This is a genomic window from Erythrobacter oryzae (assembly GCF_030271515.1).
GTDB classification, from domain to species: domain Bacteria; phylum Pseudomonadota; class Alphaproteobacteria; order Sphingomonadales; family Sphingomonadaceae; genus Erythrobacter; species Erythrobacter oryzae.
In genome coordinates, this window is sequence record NZ_JASCXI010000002.1 from 485,651 (window position 1) to 507,470 (window position 21,820).

Below are 21,820 nucleotides of genomic sequence, written 5' to 3' on the forward strand. Positions count from 1 at the left end.
CATGACCGCACGCCCCGCCATGATCCGCTCCGCCTTCGCGCTCACCGCTGTTGCGGCGCTGGGGGCAAGCCTTGCCGCCGGGCCCGGCGCGGCCCGCACCGAGACAGGCACCAGCCTCGCGCTGCGCGACACCTTCCCGATCGGCTCCAACGGGCTGTGCGAGGCGCAGATCCTCCCGCCCGAGCCCGGCGCGGGGCTGTTCGACCGGCGCTATTCGGTGATCTGCCGCGATGCCGCCGCGCCCGTCGGCACGCTGTGGGTGCTGAAGCCCAAGGCCGGCGAGGCCCCCGGCCCGGCGCGCTTCGCCGGTGCCGATGCCGATTGCCGTGGCAATGCGGCCAAGCCCGGCGAGGCGCTCCCCGGCCTTGCCGCAGTCGAGCGATTGGGGTGCAAGCGCGCAGGCTCGATCCTCGCGACCGACCTTCTGATCGGCAACCGCGCGGGCCGTACCTATGCCGCCGCGGGCCTTGCCGTCTATGCCAAGGCGCTGGAGCTCGGCATCGCCTCGCTCGCCAGCGACGAGGTCGTGCCCGGCACGGTCGAGATCCCGCTCACCAGCACCACCGATGCCATCGCCTTCGCGCGCCAGCAGGCCGAAGCGATCGCCGCCGACCAGGCGCTGGTCGAGGCCTATCGCCGCAGCAATGCGGGCGACTTCGCCGAAGCGGCCGAGTTCTTCGCGGTCTCGGCTTCGGCGCTGTCCGGCCCCGGAGCGGCCGAGGCGCAGCTCAACACCGCGCTCCAGCAATCCAATCTCGGCAGCTTCGCCGAGGCGCGCCGCATGTTCGCCGGCACCCGCGCGGCGAGTGCGGGCAGCCCGGTGCTTGCCCGGATGCAGCGCAATTACGAGGCGATGGACGCCTTGAACCAGCGTCAGCCCGCCCGCGCATTGGCGCTGCTCGATGCCCCGCTCGCGACCGAATTCGGCGGCGTGGACGAGGTGCGCGCGCTCACCATCGGCAACGCGCTCGCCGGCCAGCTGGCGAGCGAGAGCGGGCGGATCACGGGCGAATACTCGCTCAGCCTCACCCCGCTCGAACGCGCGCGGCTGCTCGATGGCCAGCACGATTACCTCAAGGCCACGGTGCTGCGCCAGCTTGGCCGCGGCGCCGAGGCCCCGGCGCTGCTTGCCTCGGCCGAGCGCGGCTTTGCCGAAGTGCGCGATGGCCGGGTGGTCTCGGTCGCATGGCTGCGCGGGCAGGTGCTGGGCGAACTCGCCGACGTCGCCGAACGCAGCGGCCAGCTCGCCGAGGCCGAACGGCTCCACCAGCAGGCGATCGGCCTGCTCGGCACGATCTACCCCGGCTCGCCTGCGCTCGGCAGCGCGCGTGCGCAGCTGGCCGGGCTCTATGCCCGCAGCAACCGGCAGGGCGAGGCGCTGGCGATCTACCGCGACATTATCGGCGATGCCAAGGGCCGCCCGCTGCCCTCGCTGCGTTCGGTGATGACGCCCTATTTCACGCTGCTGACCGACAAGACTGCGGGGATCGGCACCACCGAGGCGGCCGCCGACGTCTTCCTCGCCAGCCAGCTGCTCCAGCGCCCGGGCCTCGCGCAGACGCAGGCGGCGCTCGCCCGCGAACTGTCCGAAGGCACCGACGAGGCCGCGCAGCTGTTCCGCACCGCCACCAATCTCGGGCGCGGGATCGAACAGCAGCGCGTCTCGCTGCTCGAGCTCGAAAGCCTGCCCGAGGCGCAGACCCGGCTCGCCGACCAGATCGCCGAGCGGCGCACCCGGCTCGGCCAGCTCGAACAGCAGCAGGCCGAGGTGCTGGCGCGGCTCGCCGCCTATCCGCGCTACCGCGCGGTCGCGGGCGATGCGATCAGCCTTGCCGACCTACAGGCCGTGCTCGGCGAGGGCGAGGCCTATGTGAAGCTGGTGACGCTCGAGAGCGATACCTATGTGCTCTACGCCACCCGCGACGGTGCCAAGGTATGGCGCGCCGATGCGACCCCGCGCCAGCTCGAAACCCTCGTGACCCAGATCCGCGAGAGCATCGCGGTGGTCGAGGGCGGGCAGGTCAACACCTATCCCTTCGACATCGCGGGCGCGCGCGAGCTCTATGTGCGCCTGTTCGCGCCGGTCGCGGACGACCTGCCGAGGCTGAAGCATCTGGTGTTCGAACCCGACGGCGCGATGCTCAAGCTGCCGGCCAACCTGCTCGTCACCGACGATGTGAGCGTCGCCGCCTATCGGGCGCGGACGGCGGCAAAGGGCGCGGACGAATACGACTTCCGCGGCACGAAGTGGCTCGGGCGCAGCACGCAGATCAGCACCTCGGTCGGCCCCTCGGCGTTCCGCGATGTGCGTGCGGCGCGGCCCTCGGACGGCAAGCGCGCCTATCTCGGCCTTGGCGAGAACACCCCGATCGGCACCGCCAGTCCGGGAGCCTCGCGGGTGCGCGCGGCGTTCGAAGCGGGCGAGCGCTGCACCTGGTCGCCCAATGTCTGGGCCAACCCGATCAAGGCGAAGGAACTGCGCGAGGCCGCAGCCCGCTTCGACGGCAGCGCGCAGGTGCTGACGGGCGCGGCCTTTACCGACACGGGCGTTGCGAGCCTGCCCGACCTCGCCGAATTCCGCATCCTCCACTTCGCCACCCACGGCCTCGTCACCGCGCCGCAGCCCGGCTGCGCGCCGCGCCCGGCGCTGCTGACCAGCTTCGACAATGCCGCAGGCTCGGACGGCCTCCTCAGCTTCGCCGAGATCTTCGATCTTCGCATCGATGCCGATCTCGTGATCCTCTCGGCCTGCGACACCGCGGGCAGCGCCACGGTCGGCGCGGCGCGTGAGGCGGGGGTGAGGAGCGGCGGCGAATTCGCGCTCGACGGGCTGGTGCGTGCCTTCGTGGGCGCGGGCGGGCGCACGGTGCTCGCCAGCCACTGGCCGGTGCCCGACGATTTCGACGCCACCGGGCGGCTGGTGGGCGGGCTGTTCGCCGAGGACGGGCGCAGCACGGCCGAGGCGCTGCGCAACTCGCAGCTCGCGCTGATGGACGATGCTGAGACCTCGCACCCGTTCTACTGGTCGGCCTTCGCGGTCGTCGGCGACGGCGCGGCGCGTCTGGCGCGCTGAGCGCTGCCGGGGGCGGGGCGCGGCGAGGCGAGGGCGATGGACAAGACGGTGCAGACCCGCCGCGATTCATCGCTTGTCGGCCGCCTCGCGCGGCTCTGGCGCTTCATCCGCGAGGCGGGCACCGTCCAGCTGGGCCTGACCGTCATGCTGATGTGCGTGGCGATCTTCATCGCGCGCTACAGCTGGGCTCTGCCCGGCGGCATCATCGCCACCCCGCTCACCAGCGAGGCCGAGCGCGCGCTCTACGACCTCAGGGCCTATTACGCCGCCGATCTGGTCGAGGAGGACAAGCGCGTCGTGCTGGTGGTCTATACCGACCAGACCCTGATCGCTGCACGCAAGCGCTCGCCGCTCGATCGCGGCCTGCTCGCCAGGACCCTGCGCACGCTCGACACCTTCGAGCCCAAGGCGATCGGGATCGACATCCTGTTCGACCAGCCGCAGGACGAGGACGAGGAACTGATCGCCGCGCTGCGCGAGATGAAGGCCCCTGTGGCGGTGGCCTATGCCGCCACGGCGACCAACCCGGACGATATCGAATACGAACAGCAGCAATTCCTCGAGGGGTTCATGGCGCGGCTCGAGGGCAGCAATGCGCGTCCCGCGAGCATCCGGCTCGACAACACCTTCGGCGCCACCCGCGTGTGGCCCAAGATCGTGCCGGGCCTGCCGCCGCTGCTCGGCCGCGTGATGCTCGCCGAGGCGGGGGAGCCAGCCACCGCCTTCGAAGGCTATCAGGGGGCGATCGATTACCGGCGGGCCAAGTACGAGGATTCGGTGCTGTTCCCGCCCGCCCAGATCGACCTTTTCGTCAACCCCGATCCGGAAATCCTGCCGTTCCTCAGGGAGCAGTTTTCGGGCAAGTACATCCTGATCGGCGGCGACATCGTCGATTATGACCGGGTCGAGACGACCTTCACCTCGATCAACGGCGAAGTGCCCGCAGGGATAGCGGTCCATGCCGAGATCATTTCCCAGATGCTCGACGGCCGCAAGCTCCAGCCGATCCCGGGTTGGATTCTGTGGTCGATGGCGATCCTGGTGGTGATCATCGCGGTCCTGAGCGCGCTGCTCGAATGGCCCGCGCGCCGCCTTGCGCTGTTCGGCATTGCTCAGCTGTTCTTCTTCCAGGGCATGCCCTTCTATCTGCAGGTGCGCAACGTCGACACCTACGGCCTGCCGGCCATCGGCTGGCTGATCGGGTGGATCATCGTCTTCACCGCCGTCACCGTGACCGCGCGCGCTTCGGGGGCCGCGCAGCGCAATTTCGCCACCGGAGCGCTCGGCAAATACATCCCGCGCGACATTGCCCAGGCGATCATCGATAAGCCAGAACTGCTCAGCCTCGGGGGCGAGAAGCGCGAGATCTTTGTTCTGTTCAGCGACCTCGAGGGCTTCACCAAGATGAGCCACGCGATCGCGCCGGAAATGGTCGCCAAGTTGCTCAACCGCTATCTCGACATGCTCAGCCAGGTGGTGCTCGATCACGGTGGGGTGATCGACAAGTTCGTCGGCGATGCGGTGGTCGCCTTCTGGGGCGCGCCGATCAGTCGGCCCGACGACGGCAACCGCGCCGCGCGCGCGGGCTATGCGATGTGGCAGGCGGGCGAGGCCTTCCGTGCCGAGGTCGCGGCGATGGACCCGGACCTGCCGAGGATCGGCAAGACCCGCGTGGGCCTCCATTTCGGCGAGGCGGTGATCGGCAATTTCGGCGGGGCGACGCGCATCCAGTACACGGCGCTGGGCGATTCGATGAACACCGCCGCGCGACTCGAAGCGGCCAACAAGGCGCTCGGTTCGAGCGTAATGGCAAGCCGCGAATTCGCCGAGGCCTCGGGCCTCGAATGGTGGCGGCCGATGGGCCGGGTGCGGCTGCGCGGCCGCGCGCGGCCGGTCGATCTGTTTGAACCTGCACCCGATTTTCCGGCGGAAGACCGCGCGCGCCTCGCAGAGGCGAGCGCGCTTGCGGCGACCGATCCGGCCGCCGCGCGCGCGCTGGCCGAGGCGGTCGCGGCTCGCCATCCCGATGATTCAGCGCTAGGCAATCTCGCCCGGCGCATGGCAGCAATCGATGAAGGAGGAACCTATGTTCTCGAATAGCATCAAGCAGCGTCTGACGGCACTGGCACTGGCAGGGGCGGCGCTGGCGCTGCCCACAGCGGCGATGGCGGGGGTGGTGGTCAAGTCCACCGGGCCCTCGGCAACCCGCTACCCGGTCGGCTCCAAGGTCGACGACAACGCCACGATCACCCTGAAGGCGGGCGATGTCATCACCGTGCTCACCGCCAACGGCACGCGCGTCATCAAGGGCGCGGGCACCTTCCGCGTCGGCGACCGCCCGCAGGTCGCCGCCGACCGCTTCGCCTCCCTGACCCGCAAGCGCGCCGCCACCCGCGTGCGCACCGGGGCGGTGCGCGGCGAACCGGCCGAGGGCAATCCGACCAACCCCAGCCTGTGGTATGTCGATGTCACCCGCTCAGGCACGGTGTGCCTCTATGACCTTGCCACGGTGCGCCTGTGGCGGCCGGGCGCGCCCGACACCATCACCTACCGCATGTTCAACCGCGAGAACGGCACCTCGGTCGATGTCACCTTCGACGAGACGGTGACGGTCGCTGCGCTCGATCCGACGCGCCTGCCGATCGTCGAAGGCGCGCCCTACTCCATCACCGGGCCCGACAACGCGACCAGCGCGCAGGTCAGCTTCGTGCTGCTCCAGGGCGATTTCGAGGCACCCGACACGCTCGCCGAGGCGCTGATCGCCAAGGGCTGCTCGGTGCAGCTCGACCTGCTCGCCTCCGGGCTCGAGGCCGACGCGGAGGCGAGCGGCCTGTGAACTTGAGCGCACGGCCTGCCGATTGCCTGTTGCATCGCGGGCCCAAGCTTGGGAGAAGGGGGCAGGGGTCGGCCTGACGGGGGAATCGGGACGCGGTGGACGACGGGGTTCTTGCAACAAGGTGGCAGTCGTCGCGCGGGGGCGCGCGGTTTGCCGTGCAAGGGTCCGGCAGGGCCGGGTGACGGGCATCTCGGGGGGGATGGGATGAGACGAATTCTGGCGGATATGATCGCTGGCTGCGGGGCACGGGGTGCCTCGCGCCGCCTGCTTGCGCGCCTCGCTGCCGTGCTGGCGCTGGTGGCGGTCTATCCGGTCTCGACCGCGCTGGGTGGCGGCACCTTCGAGGGCGTGGCGACCTGCGCAGGCTCTACCTGCCACGGCCGCGCCGAAGGCAACGGCGCGGTGGTCCGGCAGGACGAGATCGCGACCTGGCAGGAACCTTCCTCGCCCAGCGGCGCACACAGCCGCGCCTATGCCGTCCTCGGCGGGCGGCGCGGCCAGCAGATCGCCGCGAGCCTCGGTCTCGGCAACGCGCAATCCGCGCCCGCCTGTCTCGGCTGCCATGCCACCAATGCCCCTGCAGGCGCGCGCGGGTCGAAATTCACGCTGAACGACGGGGTCGGTTGCGAGAGCTGCCACGGCGCGTCGGGCGGCACCTGGCTCGCGGAGCACTATGCCCTGCCCGCCACCCATGCCTCGAACATTGCCGCGGGCCTCACCCCGCTCGACAATCCCAAGGCGCGCGCGGGCGTGTGCCTCGATTGCCATTACGGCTCGGACAAGCCCGGCCAGTTCGTCACCCACGCGATGATGGCCGCGGGCCACCCGCGCGTGTCTTTCGAGCTCGATCTGTTCAGCGCGCTCCAGCAGCACCACCAGATCGACGGGGATTACGTGGCGCGCAAGGGCAGCCCCAGTTCGGTGCGGTTCTGGGCGGTGGGGCAGGCCGAGGCCGTGCGCCGCTCGACCAGCCTCTTCGCCCAGCCCCGGCTCGGCTACGAGGGCGCCTTCCCGCAGTTCTACTTCCTCGATTGCCACTCGTGCCACCGCACCATCGCCGACGGCCCGCAAAGGAAGCTCACCTTCGAGACCAATCCCGGCCGCCCGATCCCCTTCGGCAACCCGCCCTTCAACGACGAGAACATGATCATGCTCTCGGCGGTAGCGGGCGTGCTGGTGCCGGGCGAGGCGGCGAAGTTCCAGGCCGCCGCGCGCGACTTCCACAAGGCCTTCGGCGCAGGCCCCGCCGAGGCGCGCACCGCCGCGCAGGCGCTCGCGAGCCGCGCCGGGGCACTGTCCGAGGCGCTTTCGGGCCGCTCCTACAGCGATGCCGACGCCTTCCGGATCATCGCGATGATCTCCGGCGAGGCGACCGCGCCGCGCTTTACCGACTATGCCGGATCGGTGCAGGCGGTGATGGCGGTCGACACGCTGCTCAATGCCCTCGTGCGTGAGGGCCGGGTGACGCAGGGTGCCGCGGCGGGAATCCGCGGCGACATCGCGCGCGCCTACAAGGCGGTGGAGGAGCCCAATGCCTACCGCCCGGCCGATTTCCGCGCCGCGCTGAAGGCGGCGGCAGGCGCGATCGGAAGGCTGCAATAGGGATGCGGGGGGGGATCACCACCTTCTGGCTGGCCGCGAGCGCGCTGGTGCTCGCCTCCTGCGGGGGCGGGGGCCCTTCGAGCAGTGGCGGCGCGACCGGCGGCGGCCCTGCGCCCACGCCCACCCCGCCGCCTGCCGGACAGGTCTTCTCCGTGCCTGCTGCCGAGAGCCTCTCGAGCGCCGAAGTCGGCACGATCATCGCCCAGGCCGCCGCCGAGGCGCGCGCGCGCAATGTCGCGGCGACCATCGCGGTGACCGACCGGGTCGGCAATGTGCTCGGGGTGTTCGCCATGCCCGGCGCGGCGGCGAATGCGCAGATTCCGCCCGCGCGCGACGGCACCAGCCGCGATGCGCAGGGTCTCACCATCCCGAGTGCGGGCGCCGCGATCGCCAAGGCGATCACCGGGGCTTATCTGTCAAGCGGCGGCAACGCCTTCTCGAGCCGCACCGCCAGCTTCATCGTCCAGGAGCACTTCCCGCCCGCACCGACCACCGCGGGGCTGGAGAGCGGCCCGCTGTTCGGGGTGCAGTTCAGCCAGCTGCCCTGTTCCGACCTTTCCGCGCGCGCCTCGGACGGGCTGATCGGCCCCAAGCGATCGCCGCTGGGTCTGGCGGCGGACCCGGGCGGCTTCCCGCTCTACCAGAACGGCGTGGTCGTCGGCGGGATCGGGGTGATCGCCGACGGGACCTACGGCTTCGACCCCAACGTGCTCGACCGCGACACCGACGTCGACGAGGCGATCGCGCTCGCCGGCACGGTCGGCTTCGAGGCTCCGGTGAGCATCCGCGCCGACCGCATCACCGCCGACGGCACGGCGCTGCGCTATACCGATGTCGAATATCCGCAACTGAGCGCGGTCGCGGGGGCGAGCTTCGCCTCGACCGCCGGGGCGCTGGTGCCGGTGACCGGCTATTATACCGGCGCGGGTCTGCTGGCGGGCGCGACCTACGGCACCGAGGCCTCGGGCATCCGCGCCTCGACCACGAGCGAATTCGCGAACCGCGATGCCTTCGTGCTCTCGAACGGGGCGGGGGCGAACCGCTACCCTGTGCGCGCCGCGACCGATGCGGGCGATGTCGCCAGTCCGATCACCGCCGCCGAGGCCCGCGTGATCCTCGAAGAAGCCTTCGCGGTCATGAGCCGCGCGCGGGCACAGATCCGCCAGCCGCTGGACAGCCGCGCGCAGGTGACGATCAGTCTTGTCGATACGCGGGGGCAGGTTCTGGGCCTCGTGCGATCGCCCGATGCGCCGATCTTCGGGATCGACGTGAGCTTGCAGAAGGCGCGCACCGCCAATTTCTTCTCCGGCAGCTTCGCCGCCGCCGAATTGTCGGCAGCGCCGGGCGAGGTGCCGCAATTCGTCACAAGGTTGCGCAGCTTCCTCGGCGATCCGGCGGCGCTGACCGGCAACTTCGCCTTTTCGGACCGCGCGCACGGCAACCTCTCGCGGCCCTACTTCCCCGATGGCGAGGTGGGCCAGCCCAACGGGCCCTTCTCGCGCCCGATCCAGCAGTTCAGCCCCTTCTCGACCGGGCTGCAATCGGCGCTGATCGTGGGCAACCTCGCGCAGCACCTCGGTTTCGTGACCGGTGCGAGCGCGCAGGATACGCCGCGTGCTTGCACGGGACTGCCGAACACCGCCGCAGGTACGCCGCGGCTGGCGAATGGCATCCAGATCTTCCCTGGATCGGTCCCGGTCTACCGCAACGGGGTGCTGGTCGGAGGCATCGGCGTTTCGGGCGACGGGATCGATCAGGACGACATGATCAGCTTCCTCGGCCTCAACAACGGCGCGGTCCGTGCAGGCGGAGGGCTGGGCAATGCGCCCGCCGCGATCCGCTCTGACCGGATCGTGGTGCAGGTCGGCAGCCGCCAGGTGCGGCTACGCTACGTCAACTGCCCGTTCGCGCCGTTCATCGGCAGCAGCGAGCAGAACGTGTGTCAGGGGCTCTAGCCGATGACGCCGCTGCTCCCCGCCCTGCTGCTGCTCCAGGCCGCCCCGCCCGAAGAGGTGCAGGCTCCGGCCGCGCCCCCCGGTGAGCAGGCGCAGGACTGGGAGCAGGACGTGCCCCCCGTCGATCCGCAAATCATCGAGGGCCGCGAGCGACCCGGCTACACCGCGCCGCTGCCCGAGAAGATCGAGCAGAACAACGAGGGCGCGGTGCGCGCGCCGCCGCCGCAGGCCTTCCCGACCGAACAGGTGCCGATCCCTGATCGCTGGCGGCTGATCCAGAGCCTCGGCCTCGTGAAGGAGAATCTGCTCGATCCCTACAACCAGAACACGCTGAAGGGCGACCGGCCGATTGACCGATCGAAGGTGCCGTGGCTGCCGATCAAGGGGGACGACTGGTTCTTCGTCGCCAACCTCATCAGCGACACGGTCTACGAGCCGCGCAGCTTCCCGATCCCCGTCGGCGTCCAGACCACCGAGGACCCGGACCGCAACGACGTGTTCGGCAATGCCTTCAGCCAGGTTTTCAGCCAGACCTTCATCGCCGGTTTCGCGCTGCTGAAAGGCTCGACCACCTTCAAGCCGCCGGTGATCGAATACCGCGTCACGCTGGCCTACAACGTCAACTATGTCGACGTGCCTGAGCGGCGCGTGCTGTTTGTCGAGCCCTCGCGCCCCTCGCACCGCCTCGACGATTTCCTCGGGGTGCAGGAAGCCTTCGTCGATTACCACTTCGGCCAGTTCGACAACGACCGCTTCGATTTCATCTCGGCGCGTGTCGGGATCCAGCCGTTCCAGTCGGACTTCCGCGGCTTCCTGTTCAACGACCAGCAGCTGGGCGTGCGCCTGTTCGGATCGCGCGACAACAACCGCTTCCAGTTCAACCTCGGCGCCTTCTGGCGGCTCGAGAAGGACACCAACTCGGGCCTCAACGACGTCACGCAGAGCCCGCGCGACGATTTCGTGTTCGTGGCGAACGCCTACCGGCAGGACTTCCTGATCCCCGCACTGACCAGCCAGATCACCGTCGTCTACAACCGCAACCGCGAGAGCGACGATATCGAGATCGACGACAACGGCTTCCCGGTGCGCCCGGCCTTGCTTGGCACCTTGCGGGGCCGCGAATACGATGCCTTCTATCTGGGCTACAACGTCGATGGCCGCATCGGGCGGGTGAACCTGACGGGCAGCTTCTACTGGGCGCTGGGCGAGGACCGGAACAGCTTCCTCACCGACCGACCGGCCGACATCAACGCCCAGTTCGCCGCCATCGAAGCGAGCTACGACAAGGACTGGATGCGCTTCCGCCTCTCGGCCGCCTATGCCAGCGGGGACGAGGATCCCTATGACGACACCGAAGGCGGGTTCGACGCGATCTTCGAGAACCCGGTCTTCGCGGGCGCGGACACCTCCTACTGGATCCGCCAGACCATACCCTTCGCGGGCGGCGGGCGTGTCATCAGCGTCAATGGCAGGAACGGCCTGCTCAATTCGCTGCGCTCCTCGAAAGAGCAGGGGCAGAGCAATTTCAACAACCCGGGGCTGATCCTGTTCGGCGTGGGGGCGGATTTCGATCTGACGCCGGAGTTCCGCCTCACCGCCAACGCCAACCATCTTTCATTCGAGAACACCTCGGTCCTTCAGGTGCTGAGGAACGAAGGCTCGATCCCCAAGGAGATCGGCTACGACCTCTCGGCCTCGGCGATCTGGCGGCCGCACGCGAACCAGAACCTCGTGTTCCGCCTGTCCGCCGCGACGCTGATCGCGGGTGATGGCTTCCAGGACCTTTTCACGTCCCGCGGGGGTGGAAAGGAATTCGTCTCGATCCTCGCCAACGTGGTGTTGACCTACTGATGCGCGCGCTCACCCAGCCTTTCGCCCGCCACCTTGCGCTGATTGCCGCGGCGCTGGTGCTGGCCGTGTCCCTGTTTGCCGGCAGCCCGATGGCGTCGGACAAGGAGAAGCCGGTCAAGCGCGACTACAGCCTCGTCATCGCGCCCCCCGCGCCGCAGCGGCAATCGGTGGCCGAGATGGACGCCAAGTCCGAAGGCTGCCTTACCTGCCACGTCAAGACCGACGCGCCGACGATGCACGTCTCGCCTGCGGTGCGCCTCGGCTGCACCGATTGCCACGGGGGCAACGTGGCGATCCGCGGCAATTCCGAGCTGCCGCATGACCACCCCGATTACGTCGCTGCGCGCGATGCGGCGCATGTGCTGCCCAAGTATCCCAAGTCGTGGCACTTCCCATCCTCGGCGAACCCCAAGCGCTCCTACGCGCTGCTCAACCAGGAATCGCCGGAGTTCGTGAAGTTCATCAACCCCTCGGACTACCGCGTCGCGCGCGATGCCTGCGGGGCGTGCCACATCCAGGCGATCGAGAGCGCCGAGCGCTCGATCATGGCGACCGGCGCGATGCTGTGGGGCGGGGCGAGCTACAATAACGGGATCCTGCCGTTCAAGAACTACCTCCTCGGCGAGGCCTATACCCGCGAGGGTGATGCGGCGAAGATCACCACGCCCGGCGCGGGGCCGGGGGGCAAGCTTTCCGAGGATCAGGTCGCACGCGGCGTGCTGGCCGAGATGTATCCGCTGCCCACCTGGCACGTGATCCCGCCGGGTGATGTGTTCCGCGTGTTCGAGCGCGGGGGGCGCACGATCAACTCGCAGTTCCCGGAGATTGGCCTGCCCAACCCGTCAGGCTCGATCCAGCGTCTGGAAGAGCCCGGGCGGCCCGACTTGAAGCAATCGAACCGTGGCCCCGGCACGGGTCTGCGCGTGGCGATCCCGGCGCTCAACATCCACAAGACCCGCCTCAACGATCCCTTCACCTGGTTCATGGGCACCAACGACCAGCCGGGCGACTATCGCCACTCGGGCTGTGCGAGCTGCCACGTGGTTTACGCCAATGACCGCGAGCCGCGTCATTCGCTGACCTATGCGCAATACGGGCGCGACGGGCAGACCATTACCGCCGACCCCACCATCGCCGAGAAGATCGCCCACGCGGCGGGCTATGAGGACGGGCATGGCGAGAAGCCGGGCGGGCACGGTGCGGTCAAGCAGCCGGGCGATGACCACCATGCGGGCGACGATGGCGCGCTGCGTACGGCCTCGGGCGAAGTGAAGGAAAGCGGCCACCCTCTCCAGCACGTCTTCACCCGCGCGATCCCGACCAGCCAGTGCATGAACTGCCACATGCACCAGCCCAACATCTTCCTGAACAGCTTCCTCGGCTACACCATGTGGGACTACGAAAGCGACGCGCCCTTCATGTGGCCGAAGGAGCAGAAGTACCCCACCGCCGCCGAGGTCCGCGCCGTCACCGACCGCAACCCCGAAGGCGCCGCGCCCAAGGGCAATTGGGCTGACCTCGATTTCCTGCGCAACGTCTATGACCTCAACCCGCAGCTGAAGGACACCCAGTTCGCCGACTACCACGGCCACGGCTGGAACTTCCGCGCGATCTTCAAGCGCGACCGCGAGGGCAATCTGCTCGACGCCGAGGGCAATATCGTCGACCCCGACGATCCCGAAAAGTGGCGGCGCGAGGGCGAAGGCAAGTTCGTCCCCGCCGGCGTCAATCCGGGCAAGGCGGTCCACCTGATGGACATCCATGCCGAAAAGGGCATGCAATGCGCCGATTGCCACTTCGAGCAGGACAGCCACGGCAACGGCCTCATCTATGGCGAGGTCGCGAACGCGATCGAGATCACCTGCAAGGATTGCCACGGCACCGCCGACGCCTATCCGACGTTGCGCACCAGCGGCCCCGCCGCCCCGCCCGAGGGCCACAACCTCGCCCTGCTGCGCAACCCCGACGGCAAGCGCCGCTTTGAATGGGTCGAAGGGGCCGATGGGCGGCAAAAGCTGATCCAGCGCTCGATCGTCGATCCCAAACTCGAATGGGAGATGAGCCTCGTCAAGGACTCGGTCGATCCCGCCACCCCCGCCTTCAACGCCAAGGCGGCGCGCGCCAAGCTCGTCAGTCGCTACGGCGCGGAGACCGGCAATTTCGAATTCGGCACCGGCATTTCGGAGCCCGACCGCGCGCACCGCGAGCCGGAGATGGCGTGCTTCACCTGCCACCTGTCATGGACGACGAGCTGTGGCGGCTGCCACTTGCCGATCGAGGCCAACTGGAAGACCCCCGTCCACCGCTACGAAGGCGGCGAAACCCGCAACTTCGCGACCTACAACCCGCAGGTCGCGCGCGACGAGATGTTCCAGCTCGGCAAGCATATGACCACCAAGGGCAATCAGGTCGCCCCCGTCAGGTCCTCATCGGCGCTGGTGCTGTCGTCCACGAACATCAACCGCGAGCGGATCTATGTGCAGCAGCCGCCGATTTCGGCCATCGGTTTCTCCTCGCAGGCCTTCGCGCCCCACTTCCCGCATACCGTGCGCCTGACCGAGACCAAGACCTGCACCGATTGCCACCTCTCGGCCAAGGAAGACAACAACGCGATCATGGCGCAGCTCTTCCTGCTCGGCACCAACTACGTCAATTTCGTCGGTCTCAACGCGTGGAGCGGGCTCGAGGGCGGGTTCCAGGCGACCCGCGTGACCGAATATGACGAGCCGCAGGCGGTGATCGGCTCCTACCTCCAGCGCTATGCCTATCCCGATTACTGGAAGATGCACGTCGAGCAGAACGGGCGCGAGCTGAAGAACTGGACGCGTGGCAAGACCTTCGACGGCGAGATGTCGGGCGAAACCCATCCCTTCGAGCAGTTCGTGAACGTCCACGAGGGCACGCCCGGCCGGGTCGGCTGCTTGCAGCTGCGCGGCGAATACATGTTCGTGGCCGAGGGCAAGGGCGGGTTCGTCGCCTATGACGTGGCCAGCATCGCCAACAAGGGCACCTCGGAGCGGATCCTGAAGGGGCCATTCTCGGCGCTGGGCCACGACACGCAGGTCAAGACCACCAACGCGACCTGCATGGCGCTCGCCACCAACCAGCCGATCGCGCCGACCCGCAACACCGAGGCGATGCGCGCGGCCAATCAGGAGCAGGCGTTCAAGCCGATCTACAACTATGCGGCGGTCACCGACAGCGCCGAGGGGCTGATCCTCGTCAACGTCAACACGCTGGCCGACGGCGAATTCCGCAACAACAAGCTGACCCGCAAGGTCTATGCCGATGGCTCCACCGCGTGGAACCCCGGCGGGGTGCTCAGCGGCGCGCGGCATATCGTGCTGGCGGGCGAGATCGCCTATATCACCGCCGACAAGGGACTGGTGGTGGTCGATCTCTCCGATCCCGACACGCCCAAGCTCGCCGCGGTGCGCGAGCTTCGCGATGCGCGGGCGAGCGCGGTGCAGTTCCGCTATCTGTGGGTGACCGATGCCGAGGGCGTGAAGCTGTTCGACATCACCAGCTTGCGCAACCCCGTCGCCGTGCCCGAGGCGACTGTGCCGCTCGCCGACGCGCGCCGGATGTATATCGCGCGCACCTATGCCTATGTCGCCGGTGGGCGCGAGGGCCTCATCATTCTCGATGTGAAGAACCCGCGGTCGCCCAAAGAGTATATGCGCTACCGTGGGTTGATGAGCACGGGTGATGCTCCCAACCTCTGGATGGACGATGTTCAGGACGTGATCGTCGGCACCACCAACGCCTCGCTGTTCGCCTATGTCGCGGACGGGAAGAACGGGGTGAAGGTGCTGCAACTGACCAGCCCGGAAAGCCAACGCAATTTCTATGGCTTCTCGCCAGCGCCAAAGCCCGAACTAATCGCCTGGGCGAAGACCCCCACGCCCGCGATCGCCATGTCCAAGGGCCTCGACCGTGACCGCGCGGTGGACGAGACCGGCGGGCAGATGGCGGTGTTCGGCCGCCTCGGCTCGCGCCCCTTCACCCGCGAGGAGATGGAGCGGATGTTCATGACCCGCAGCGGCGTGCCGTGGAAGGTCTCGGATGAGGTGGACATGAAGCGCTGGGTCGGGCTGGCGCCCGTGGGTGCGCAAAGGGCGAGCGCCCGGAAGTAGGGACCGTCTCCCCGGGCTTGACCCGGGGCCCCGCTTTCTTGTTTGCGTGCCCGCCTCCGCGGGCAGGTGTGCCGCCTTCGGCGACACAGCTTCGCTTCCCTCGGCGCTGTTTCTCCGCTACGCTCCGGGCGCCTGCGGGCGGTCGTTCGGCCTTGCGGCCCGTCCGTTGGCGGGCCGATTGCCTGCTGGTTCCCGAGATGTGACTGGGGCCTCGCCTTTATTCCCTCTCCGCGAACATGCCCTCGATCATCGGCAGGAGCCCCGCATGGAAGCGCGCCAGCACCTGCCAGTCGCCCACGCGCTCGTAGTGCGAGACCAGCGCCGCGCCGTCCCAGCGGTGGATCGCGTAGGTCGGCGGCTCGGTGGTGATGAGCTCGCGGTCGTCGGGGACGTCCTTGTCGATCGGATTGAGGTCCATCGCCACCAGCGGCGCGACCGAGGGCGTCACCCCCAGCGGGATCCCCGCAAAGCGCGTGGTGATCTGGCGGTGGAGGTGCCCGCAATGGATCGCCAGCACCTGGCTCTGCCCCTCGAGCACGTCGCGCAGCCGCACGATCCAGCCCTCGTCGGGCGCGGGGTCCATCCAGTCGATCCCGGCGACCACCGGCGGGTGGTGCATGAAGATGAGTGTCGGCGTATCGGGCGCCTCGGCCAGCCGCGCGGCGAGCCAGCCTGCGCGCGCCTCGCAGAAGGCCCCGCCGTGGCGCCCGTCCTCGAGCGTGTCGAGGCAGATGATCCTGAGCCCCTCCCCGGCATCGACAACATAGTGCAGGAAGCCGCCCTCGGCCGGCTCGACCTGCGGGAAGGCGCCGAGCAGGCCCTCGCGGCTATCGTGGTTGCCGACCATCGGCAGGATCGGGATCGGGCAGGTCTTGAGCAGGTCGACCGTCTTGGCGAAGCTCTCTGCGTCGCCGTGATCGGTGATGTCGCCGGTCAGCACCAGCCAGTCGGGGCGGTTGGGCCCTTCGATCAGCCGCTTGAGCGTTGCGCGGAAGCGGGTGAGGTTCAGTTCCTCGGGTTTCTCATCGGGGGCAAAGCCGACGTGAATGTCGGTCATCTGCGCGATCAGCACCGCACGGTCTGTCGAAGAAGCGCCCCCGCTCATTGCTATGGTCTAGCCTGTGCGAGCTTGGCTGCAACCTTAGATTTGTCAGGCGGCGGGGGCTTGTAGTGCGGCGCGGGGCCCTTGGGCGGCTTCAAGCCCTGCCACTGCCCGGCGGGGACGTGATAGGCATGGCACATCGCGCAGTCGCTCGGCACGATCTTGGCGGTCTTCGTGGCGGTCGCCCCGAGGTGGCAATCGCGACAGCTCTTGAGGTCGGGCATCAAGAGGTCGCTCGCCGCTTTGGAGGTGTCGGCCGCGTGGCAATCGCTGCACTTCTGCTTGCTATGCGCGGCGTGACTGAAATAGCCGCTGGTGAGGAAGCGCTCGGGGAAATTGACCGGCATCAGGTCGGCCTGCCCCGTCGGCCCGCGGGTCGGCAGGTGGCACTCGGTGCACACCCCGCCGACCGAAAGCGCGTTGGAAATCCCGATATAGGCGCGCACCGGCCGGCCGAAATCGGCGCGATAGGGCGAGGCGCTGCCCAGCTGCCCCGGACGCTGGCGACCGGGCGCGAGGCGCGGGCGGGGGCCGGTGCTGATCCGCGCGAGATCCTCGGCGAGGTTCTTCACGCTGCCGTGGCGCAGCTTCCCGAACCCGCCGCCCGGCGTCCGCCCCGACACAAGACTGTGGCACCCCTCGCACGCCTGCTCCATCTCGACCTCCTTGAAGGTCACTCGGTCAGGCGTGGCGATGTGGCAATCCTTGCATTCGAGGGGGGCGCGATACTGCGCGAGGCTCACCGCCATCCGCGCCGCCCCGCCGCGCGGGTTCATGTGGACGTCGTGCGGGAAGACGAGGCCCGAACGCTCGACCGGCTTCGATCCCGCCGCCGCGCGCACCGGCTTGGCCGCACCAAAGCTGGCGAAATAGAGCGGGCGGAACTGCGGGTGGGTCTTGCCGAAATCATGCGCGTCGGTGAGCGCCGTGTCGGTCAGGCGGGTGCCGAGGTCCTTGTGGCAATCGCCGCAAAAGGCCTCGCTGCCGGCCTGCGTGCGCACCGGGCCCTCGTGTTCGGAGTGGCAGGCGACGCAGCCCAAGGGACCTTCCTTGCCGAAGCCCTCGGCGATCTTCCATTGCAGCGCGTCGCCCTCGGACAGCGGCGCCATTCCCTTGGCGAGGCGCGGCTTCTGCGCGTGATCGCCGATGTCCTTGTGGCACGAGAGGCAGGTTTCGTCCTGCACGCTTTCGAAGGCGGCGACGTGGCAGCTTTCGCAGTTGTCGGCGAGGGTATGGTGCTTCAAGGACAGCTCGCCGCTGGTCCAGGCGCTGTCCATCAGCACCGCGCCCGGGGTCTTGCCGGTGGGATCGGGCTTGGCCGGGGTGCGCAGCAGGTGGCTCGCGACCGGCAGGGCGAGCAGCAGCAGGATGATCGCGGAGGCGAATATCCAACTCATCGTGCGCTTTCCCGGCAGCTTGGAGGCGAGCGCGAAGCCGCGCAGGGCGTCCATCTTGCCTTCGTCGGCGACGACCTGGCGGATGGTGATGGCGATATTGCCATCCCCCTCGCGCGTCACCGCGAGGCGCGCGGCGCCGAGCGCCACCTCGCCCCCGGTGCGCGGGTCGATGGTGGCTTCGGAGACCACCCGCCCGTCGAGCCCGAAGCCCAGCGTGCCGAGCGACCTGACGGCCAGCGTGCCGTCAGCCGCAAGGTCTATGGCGACATGGTGCTGCTCGACCGCGAGGTCGGGCAGGTGGATGTCGTTCTCGGCCGCGCGGCCCACAGTGAGGCGGGTTTGCTCGACCACCCGGTCGCGAACGATCTCGCGGCCGGCGGCGGTGAAGTCGATGGTGCGGATCAGGAATGCCATCGCCGCCTCCTCACCAGTAGTAGAACACGCTGATCACATGCGCGGTGAGCGCGGCGATCAGGGCGACGGTGAGGGGGATATGGACGAACAGCCAGATCTCCAGCAGCGCGCGGATGCGCAGCGCGCCGCGGATCTGGGCGAGCTGTTCGCGGCGTTTTTCCAAGAGGGCGGTGACGCGCGTCTCGTCCTCGCTCGCAGTGCCCATGCCGCGCAGCGCCTGCGCGGTCTTGCAGCCGGGATAGCTCCCCGTCAGCCGCGCCAGCGCGCCGCCGTAGAACACATCCTGGCCGAGCGCCGCGATGACGAGATCGGCCTCGGCGCGCGCGAGCGGCTGCGCGGCGCTCTCTAGCTGACGGTCGAGCGCGGTCAGCGCGTCCAGCATCTGCGCGCGGGTCATCTCCTTGCGGTTGGCCGACAGGCTCGAGGGCAGGGTGGCATAGACGATCACGCCGTAGATCCCGGTCGCGATCACCAGCAGCATCAGCACATAGGCGAGCGTGTGGACGTTCCACCCGATCTGGAAGCCGGTGTGGAGCGTGCCGATGACGATCAGCGCAAGGCCGAGATAGACGTGGGCCGAGGTCCACGCCTTGAGGCTCCACGCGCCGGGATTGATGCGCCGCTTCCTCACCCCGAGCAGCGACAGCCACAGGATCAGCCCGAAACCGATGGTGCCCAGCGTATAGCCATACCACGTGCCGCCATTGGGGCGCGGTTCCTGGTCGATCATCAGATAGCCTGCGATGGCAGCACCGCTCAGCAGCAGCGCGATCCACAGCCAGCGGAAGCGCTTGTGCTTCAGAAAGCTGACATGGTCGCTGTTGCGCCGCTGCTCGTCCTGGCTGAAGCGGCCCGTGCCGCCGGTTTTTGCCCCCGCTTTGGTTGCCATCACTCGACGTCCTCGGTGAGCTTGGCGAAGGTCAGGAACTTGTCGGGGCTGACGCGGATCGCCGCGCCCGTCGGGCAGGCGCGCACGCAGGCGGGGCCGCCGTCGATGCCGGAGCACATGTCGCACTTGATCGCCTGCTTGGCCTTCTGCCCGCCATCCTTCTCGGCCGCCTTCTTGCGCCACGAATAGGAGGCCTCGCCCGGGCCGGGGCCCTTGCCGAACAGCATCCATTGCAGGAGGCTCGGCTTCTTCGGCGGCTTCGCATCCATGCGGATCACGCCGTAGGGGCAGTTTCTCTGGCAATTGCCGCAGCCGATGCAGGTCTCGTCGATGAACACCTCGCCGTCCGGCCCGCGCTTGATCGCGTTTGGCGGGCAATCGGCCATGCAATGCGGGTGCTCGCAGTGGCGGCATGACGTCGGCACGTGGAGGTGCGCGTAGGTCTTGCCCGCCTCACGGTCGAGCCGCGAGAGGCCGTCATGGCTGTCGGCGCAGGCTTTCTCGCAATTGTCGCAGCCGATGCACAGCTTCTCGTCGATCAGCAGCACGTCGGTCGCCTCGCCGATGCCGTTGTCGACGAGGAATTGCGCGGTCTGCGAATAAAGGTCGACCGCGCTGAAGAATTCGCCCTTGCGGCTTTCGATGAAGGCATTGGTGGCGCGGCGGCCGGCCATGTCCTTCAGCGCCCGCTCGCGCACGGCGGGCTTCCTGTCGAGCAGCGCGAGGAAGCCCTCGGCGGGCAAACGGATCACCTCGGACTTGATCGCGGCCTTGACCGTGGCGGTGCGGGTGCTGCCGTCGATCACCGCCATCTCGCCGAAATAGGAGCCTGCGGGCAGGTAGGAGAGGAACACCGGCCGCCCGCCCATCTCCTTTTCGACCACCATCGAGCCGCGACGGATGATGAAGACGTCCTTGTCGTCCGCCCCTTCCGCGACGACCACCTCGCCCGCGCGCTTTTCCTCCACCCGCGCGGCTTCGACCAGCGGGGCGACATCCTCGCGGGTGAGGCCCGAACCGAACATCTGGAGCAATTGCCGCTCGATTGAGATGCGCTGGATCGTGGCCTTGGCGCTGGGCACCTGCGATTGCAGTTTGAGCGCGGCGAGGCGCGAGATCTCGACGACGATGGTGTCTTCTGCCGCCCGGATCGTCGCCCCGCGGCGGCGGCCCGAGATGAGGCCGACCTCGCCGAAAATCGAGCCGGTTTCGATGGGAATCGTGAACGAGGGGTCGGCGGGGTTGACCTCCACCGCCACCGATCCGCTGGCGATCCCGAACAGCGATGACCCGGGCGCATTGCGCTCGAAGATCACTTCGCCGGGAGCAAAGAACTTGGCCTCCGAATCGAGCATGAATTCGCGCATCTGGAGCGGGTTCATGCCGTTGAGGATCGAGACGTTCGCACGCAGGAACTCGAGCCATTCCTCGGTCGAACGATTGCCCGGAAGGTTAGCGAACTTGGCCGCGATGATCGGTTCGTCCGCCGGTTTCAGCGCGGTGTTGCCGTTGATGAACTCGATGACGTCGTGGCCCTGGTTCATGCAGTGCTTGATCAGCGGATAACCCGCCAGCGCGCCGATCACGAAGATGCCGGGCGCGGTCGATTCGAACACCGAGGAGAGCTTCGGGAAGGCGCCGCGATCCTCGCTCGTGAACTCGATCCCGCAGCCTTCGACAAAGGCGCGCGGCGGGGCCGAGCCGATGCGGGCGATGATCCGGTCGCAGGGGATGCGGATTTCCCCGTCCCGGGTGGCGAGCGTGATCCAGCCCGGCTCGATCGCCTTGGTCTCGCTTTCGGTCCGCACCGTGAGTTTGCCCGCCTCGTGATCGGCCAGCAGCGCGCTGACGTTCGCGGCCTTGGCGGTGGGGAAGTCGGTGCCGCGGTTGAGGATCGAGACGGTGTTGCGCTGCGCCGGGTCCTCGGCAAGCCCGCGCGCGTTCTCGATGCCTGCGTCCCCGGTGCCGACGATGACGATATGCTCGTCGACATACTCCGTGGGGTCGTCGAGCTGGTACTGCACATGCGGCAGGTCCGCGCCAGGGCAGCGCATCAGGTTGGGATTGCCCTGCGTGCCGATGGCGAGGACGACGTTCTCGGCCATCACCGTCTCGCCGTTGGTCAGCTCGATCGCGTAAGGCGGGGCGTGGCGCTGGAGTTCGGTGACGGTCTTCGTCCCGTCGCGCGCGCGGCTCACCAGTTGCTGCACCGAGCCGGCAATCGCCGCGCCCGTCCCGCGGATCGCCTTGGCCTCGGCATGGTACTTTACGTTGACCTTGTGGCCGCCGATCTGCTCGTCCCAGATGCCGAGGATCGTCTCGCGCTTGCCCGCCTCGAAATCGATGTCCGAGCGCAGCACCAGATTGCTGGGCGTCGCCATGACGTGCTTGCCCTTCTGGTACTTGTAGATCGTGTCCGACAGGTGATCGGTCTTCTCGAGCAGCACATGGCTCAGCCCCAGCGCCGCCGCACGCGCAGCTGCACTGAGCCCGGCCGGGCCCGAACCGATGATCGCGACTTTGAAAACTTCGCCCACCTATCCTCCCCCTCGCGGATAGATCGCC

11 protein-coding genes are annotated in these 21,820 nt (G+C 68.5%); 7 read left to right on the forward strand and 4 right to left on the reverse strand.

The annotated features are described in order from the left end of the window. Position 1: 1 nt before the first annotated feature. The 7 genes from PFX90_RS07035 to PFX90_RS07065 all read left to right on the forward strand — a co-directional run bounded on the left by PFX90_RS07035 (position 2) and on the right by PFX90_RS07065 (position 15,453). Positions 2 to 3,073, forward strand: coding sequence for a CHAT domain-containing protein (locus tag PFX90_RS07035; protein ID WP_285711667.1), 3,072 nt, complete (start codon positions 2 to 4; stop codon positions 3,071 to 3,073). 36 nt (positions 3,074 to 3,109) lie between these two features. Beyond that, positions 3,110 to 5,173: an adenylate/guanylate cyclase domain-containing protein gene (locus tag PFX90_RS07040; protein WP_285711668.1), complete on the forward strand. Its 2,064-nt coding sequence runs from the start codon at positions 3,110 to 3,112 to the stop codon at positions 5,171 to 5,173. Next, the gene (locus PFX90_RS07045; protein ID WP_285711669.1) at positions 5,160 to 5,909 is read left to right on the forward strand and encodes a hypothetical protein; all 750 of its coding nucleotides are present in this window, start codon (positions 5,160 to 5,162) and stop codon (positions 5,907 to 5,909) included. Before PFX90_RS07040 ends, PFX90_RS07045 begins: the two co-directional genes overlap by 14 nt. 225 nt (positions 5,910 to 6,134) lie before the next feature. Further along, a complete protein-coding gene (locus PFX90_RS07050) occupies positions 6,135 to 7,511 on the forward strand; it encodes a multiheme c-type cytochrome (RefSeq protein WP_285711670.1) in 1,377 nt (458 codons plus the stop codon). A 2-nt stretch (positions 7,512 to 7,513) separates the two neighbouring features. Next, on the forward strand, positions 7,514 to 9,466 hold the full coding sequence (locus PFX90_RS07055; RefSeq protein ID WP_285711671.1) for a heme-binding protein: 1,953 nt from the start codon (positions 7,514 to 7,516) through the stop codon (positions 9,464 to 9,466). A gap of 3 nt (positions 9,467 to 9,469) precedes the next feature. Beyond that, positions 9,470 to 11,317 (forward strand): hypothetical protein, encoded by a 1,848-nt coding sequence (locus PFX90_RS07060; RefSeq protein ID WP_285711672.1) that lies wholly within the window; start codon positions 9,470 to 9,472, stop codon positions 11,315 to 11,317. Further along, positions 11,317 to 15,453, forward strand: a complete 4,137-nt coding sequence (locus tag PFX90_RS07065) for an LVIVD repeat-containing protein (protein ID WP_285711673.1) — start codon at positions 11,317 to 11,319, stop codon at positions 15,451 to 15,453. The genes PFX90_RS07060 and PFX90_RS07065 overlap by 1 nt, the downstream gene beginning before the upstream one ends. A gap of 217 nt (positions 15,454 to 15,670) precedes the next feature. Here the strand turns inward: PFX90_RS07065 and PFX90_RS07070 are convergent, their stop codons facing one another. Genes PFX90_RS07070 through PFX90_RS07085 form a run of 4 tightly spaced genes read right to left on the reverse strand, consistent with a single transcriptional unit; the run spans position 15,671 to position 21,792 of the window. Continuing rightward, positions 15,671 to 16,558 carry a phosphodiesterase gene (locus PFX90_RS07070; RefSeq protein ID WP_285711674.1) on the reverse strand — a complete coding sequence of 296 codons (888 nt, stop codon included), beginning with the start codon at positions 16,556 to 16,558 and terminating at the stop codon, positions 15,671 to 15,673. 2 nt (positions 16,559 to 16,560) lie between these two features. After that, positions 16,561 to 18,366 (reverse strand): cytochrome c3 family protein, encoded by a 1,806-nt coding sequence (locus PFX90_RS07075; RefSeq protein ID WP_285711675.1) that lies wholly within the window; start codon positions 18,364 to 18,366, stop codon positions 16,561 to 16,563. Positions 18,367 to 18,376: 10 nt separating this feature from the next. Beyond that, positions 18,377 to 19,255: a hypothetical protein gene (locus PFX90_RS07080; RefSeq protein ID WP_285711676.1), complete on the reverse strand. Its 879-nt coding sequence runs from the start codon at positions 19,253 to 19,255 to the stop codon at positions 18,377 to 18,379. Continuing rightward, positions 19,255 to 21,792, reverse strand: coding sequence for a cyclic nucleotide-binding domain-containing protein (locus tag PFX90_RS07085; protein ID WP_285711677.1), 2,538 nt, complete (start codon positions 21,790 to 21,792; stop codon positions 19,255 to 19,257). Before PFX90_RS07085 ends, PFX90_RS07080 begins: the two co-directional genes overlap by 1 nt. Between the last annotated feature and the right edge of the window lie 28 nt (positions 21,793 to 21,820).

What these genes read in the sequence shown, in the direction of transcription:
- PFX90_RS07035 (WP_285711667.1), top strand. Translation starts at nt 2, where the DNA reads ATGACCGCACGCCCCGCCATGATCCGCTCCGCCTTCGCGCTCACCGCT.
- PFX90_RS07050 (WP_285711670.1), top strand. Translation starts at nt 6,135, where the DNA reads ATGATCGCTGGCTGCGGGGCACGGGGTGCCTCGCGCCGCCTGCTTGCG.
- PFX90_RS07065 (WP_285711673.1), top strand. Translation starts at nt 11,317, where the DNA reads ATGCGCGCGCTCACCCAGCCTTTCGCCCGCCACCTTGCGCTGATTGCC.
- PFX90_RS07080 (WP_285711676.1), bottom strand. Translation starts at nt 19,255, where the DNA reads ATGGCAACCAAAGCGGGGGCAAAAACCGGCGGCACGGGCCGCTTCAGC.
- PFX90_RS07070 (WP_285711674.1), bottom strand. Translation starts at nt 16,558, where the DNA reads ATGAGCGGGGGCGCTTCTTCGACAGACCGTGCGGTGCTGATCGCGCAG.
- PFX90_RS07045 (WP_285711669.1), top strand. Translation starts at nt 5,160, where the DNA reads ATGTTCTCGAATAGCATCAAGCAGCGTCTGACGGCACTGGCACTGGCA.
- PFX90_RS07060 (WP_285711672.1), top strand. Translation starts at nt 9,470, where the DNA reads ATGACGCCGCTGCTCCCCGCCCTGCTGCTGCTCCAGGCCGCCCCGCCC.
- PFX90_RS07075 (WP_285711675.1), bottom strand. Translation starts at nt 18,366, where the DNA reads ATGGCATTCCTGATCCGCACCATCGACTTCACCGCCGCCGGCCGCGAG.
- PFX90_RS07055 (WP_285711671.1), top strand. Translation starts at nt 7,514, where the DNA reads ATGCGGGGGGGGATCACCACCTTCTGGCTGGCCGCGAGCGCGCTGGTG.
- PFX90_RS07040 (WP_285711668.1), top strand. Translation starts at nt 3,110, where the DNA reads ATGGACAAGACGGTGCAGACCCGCCGCGATTCATCGCTTGTCGGCCGC.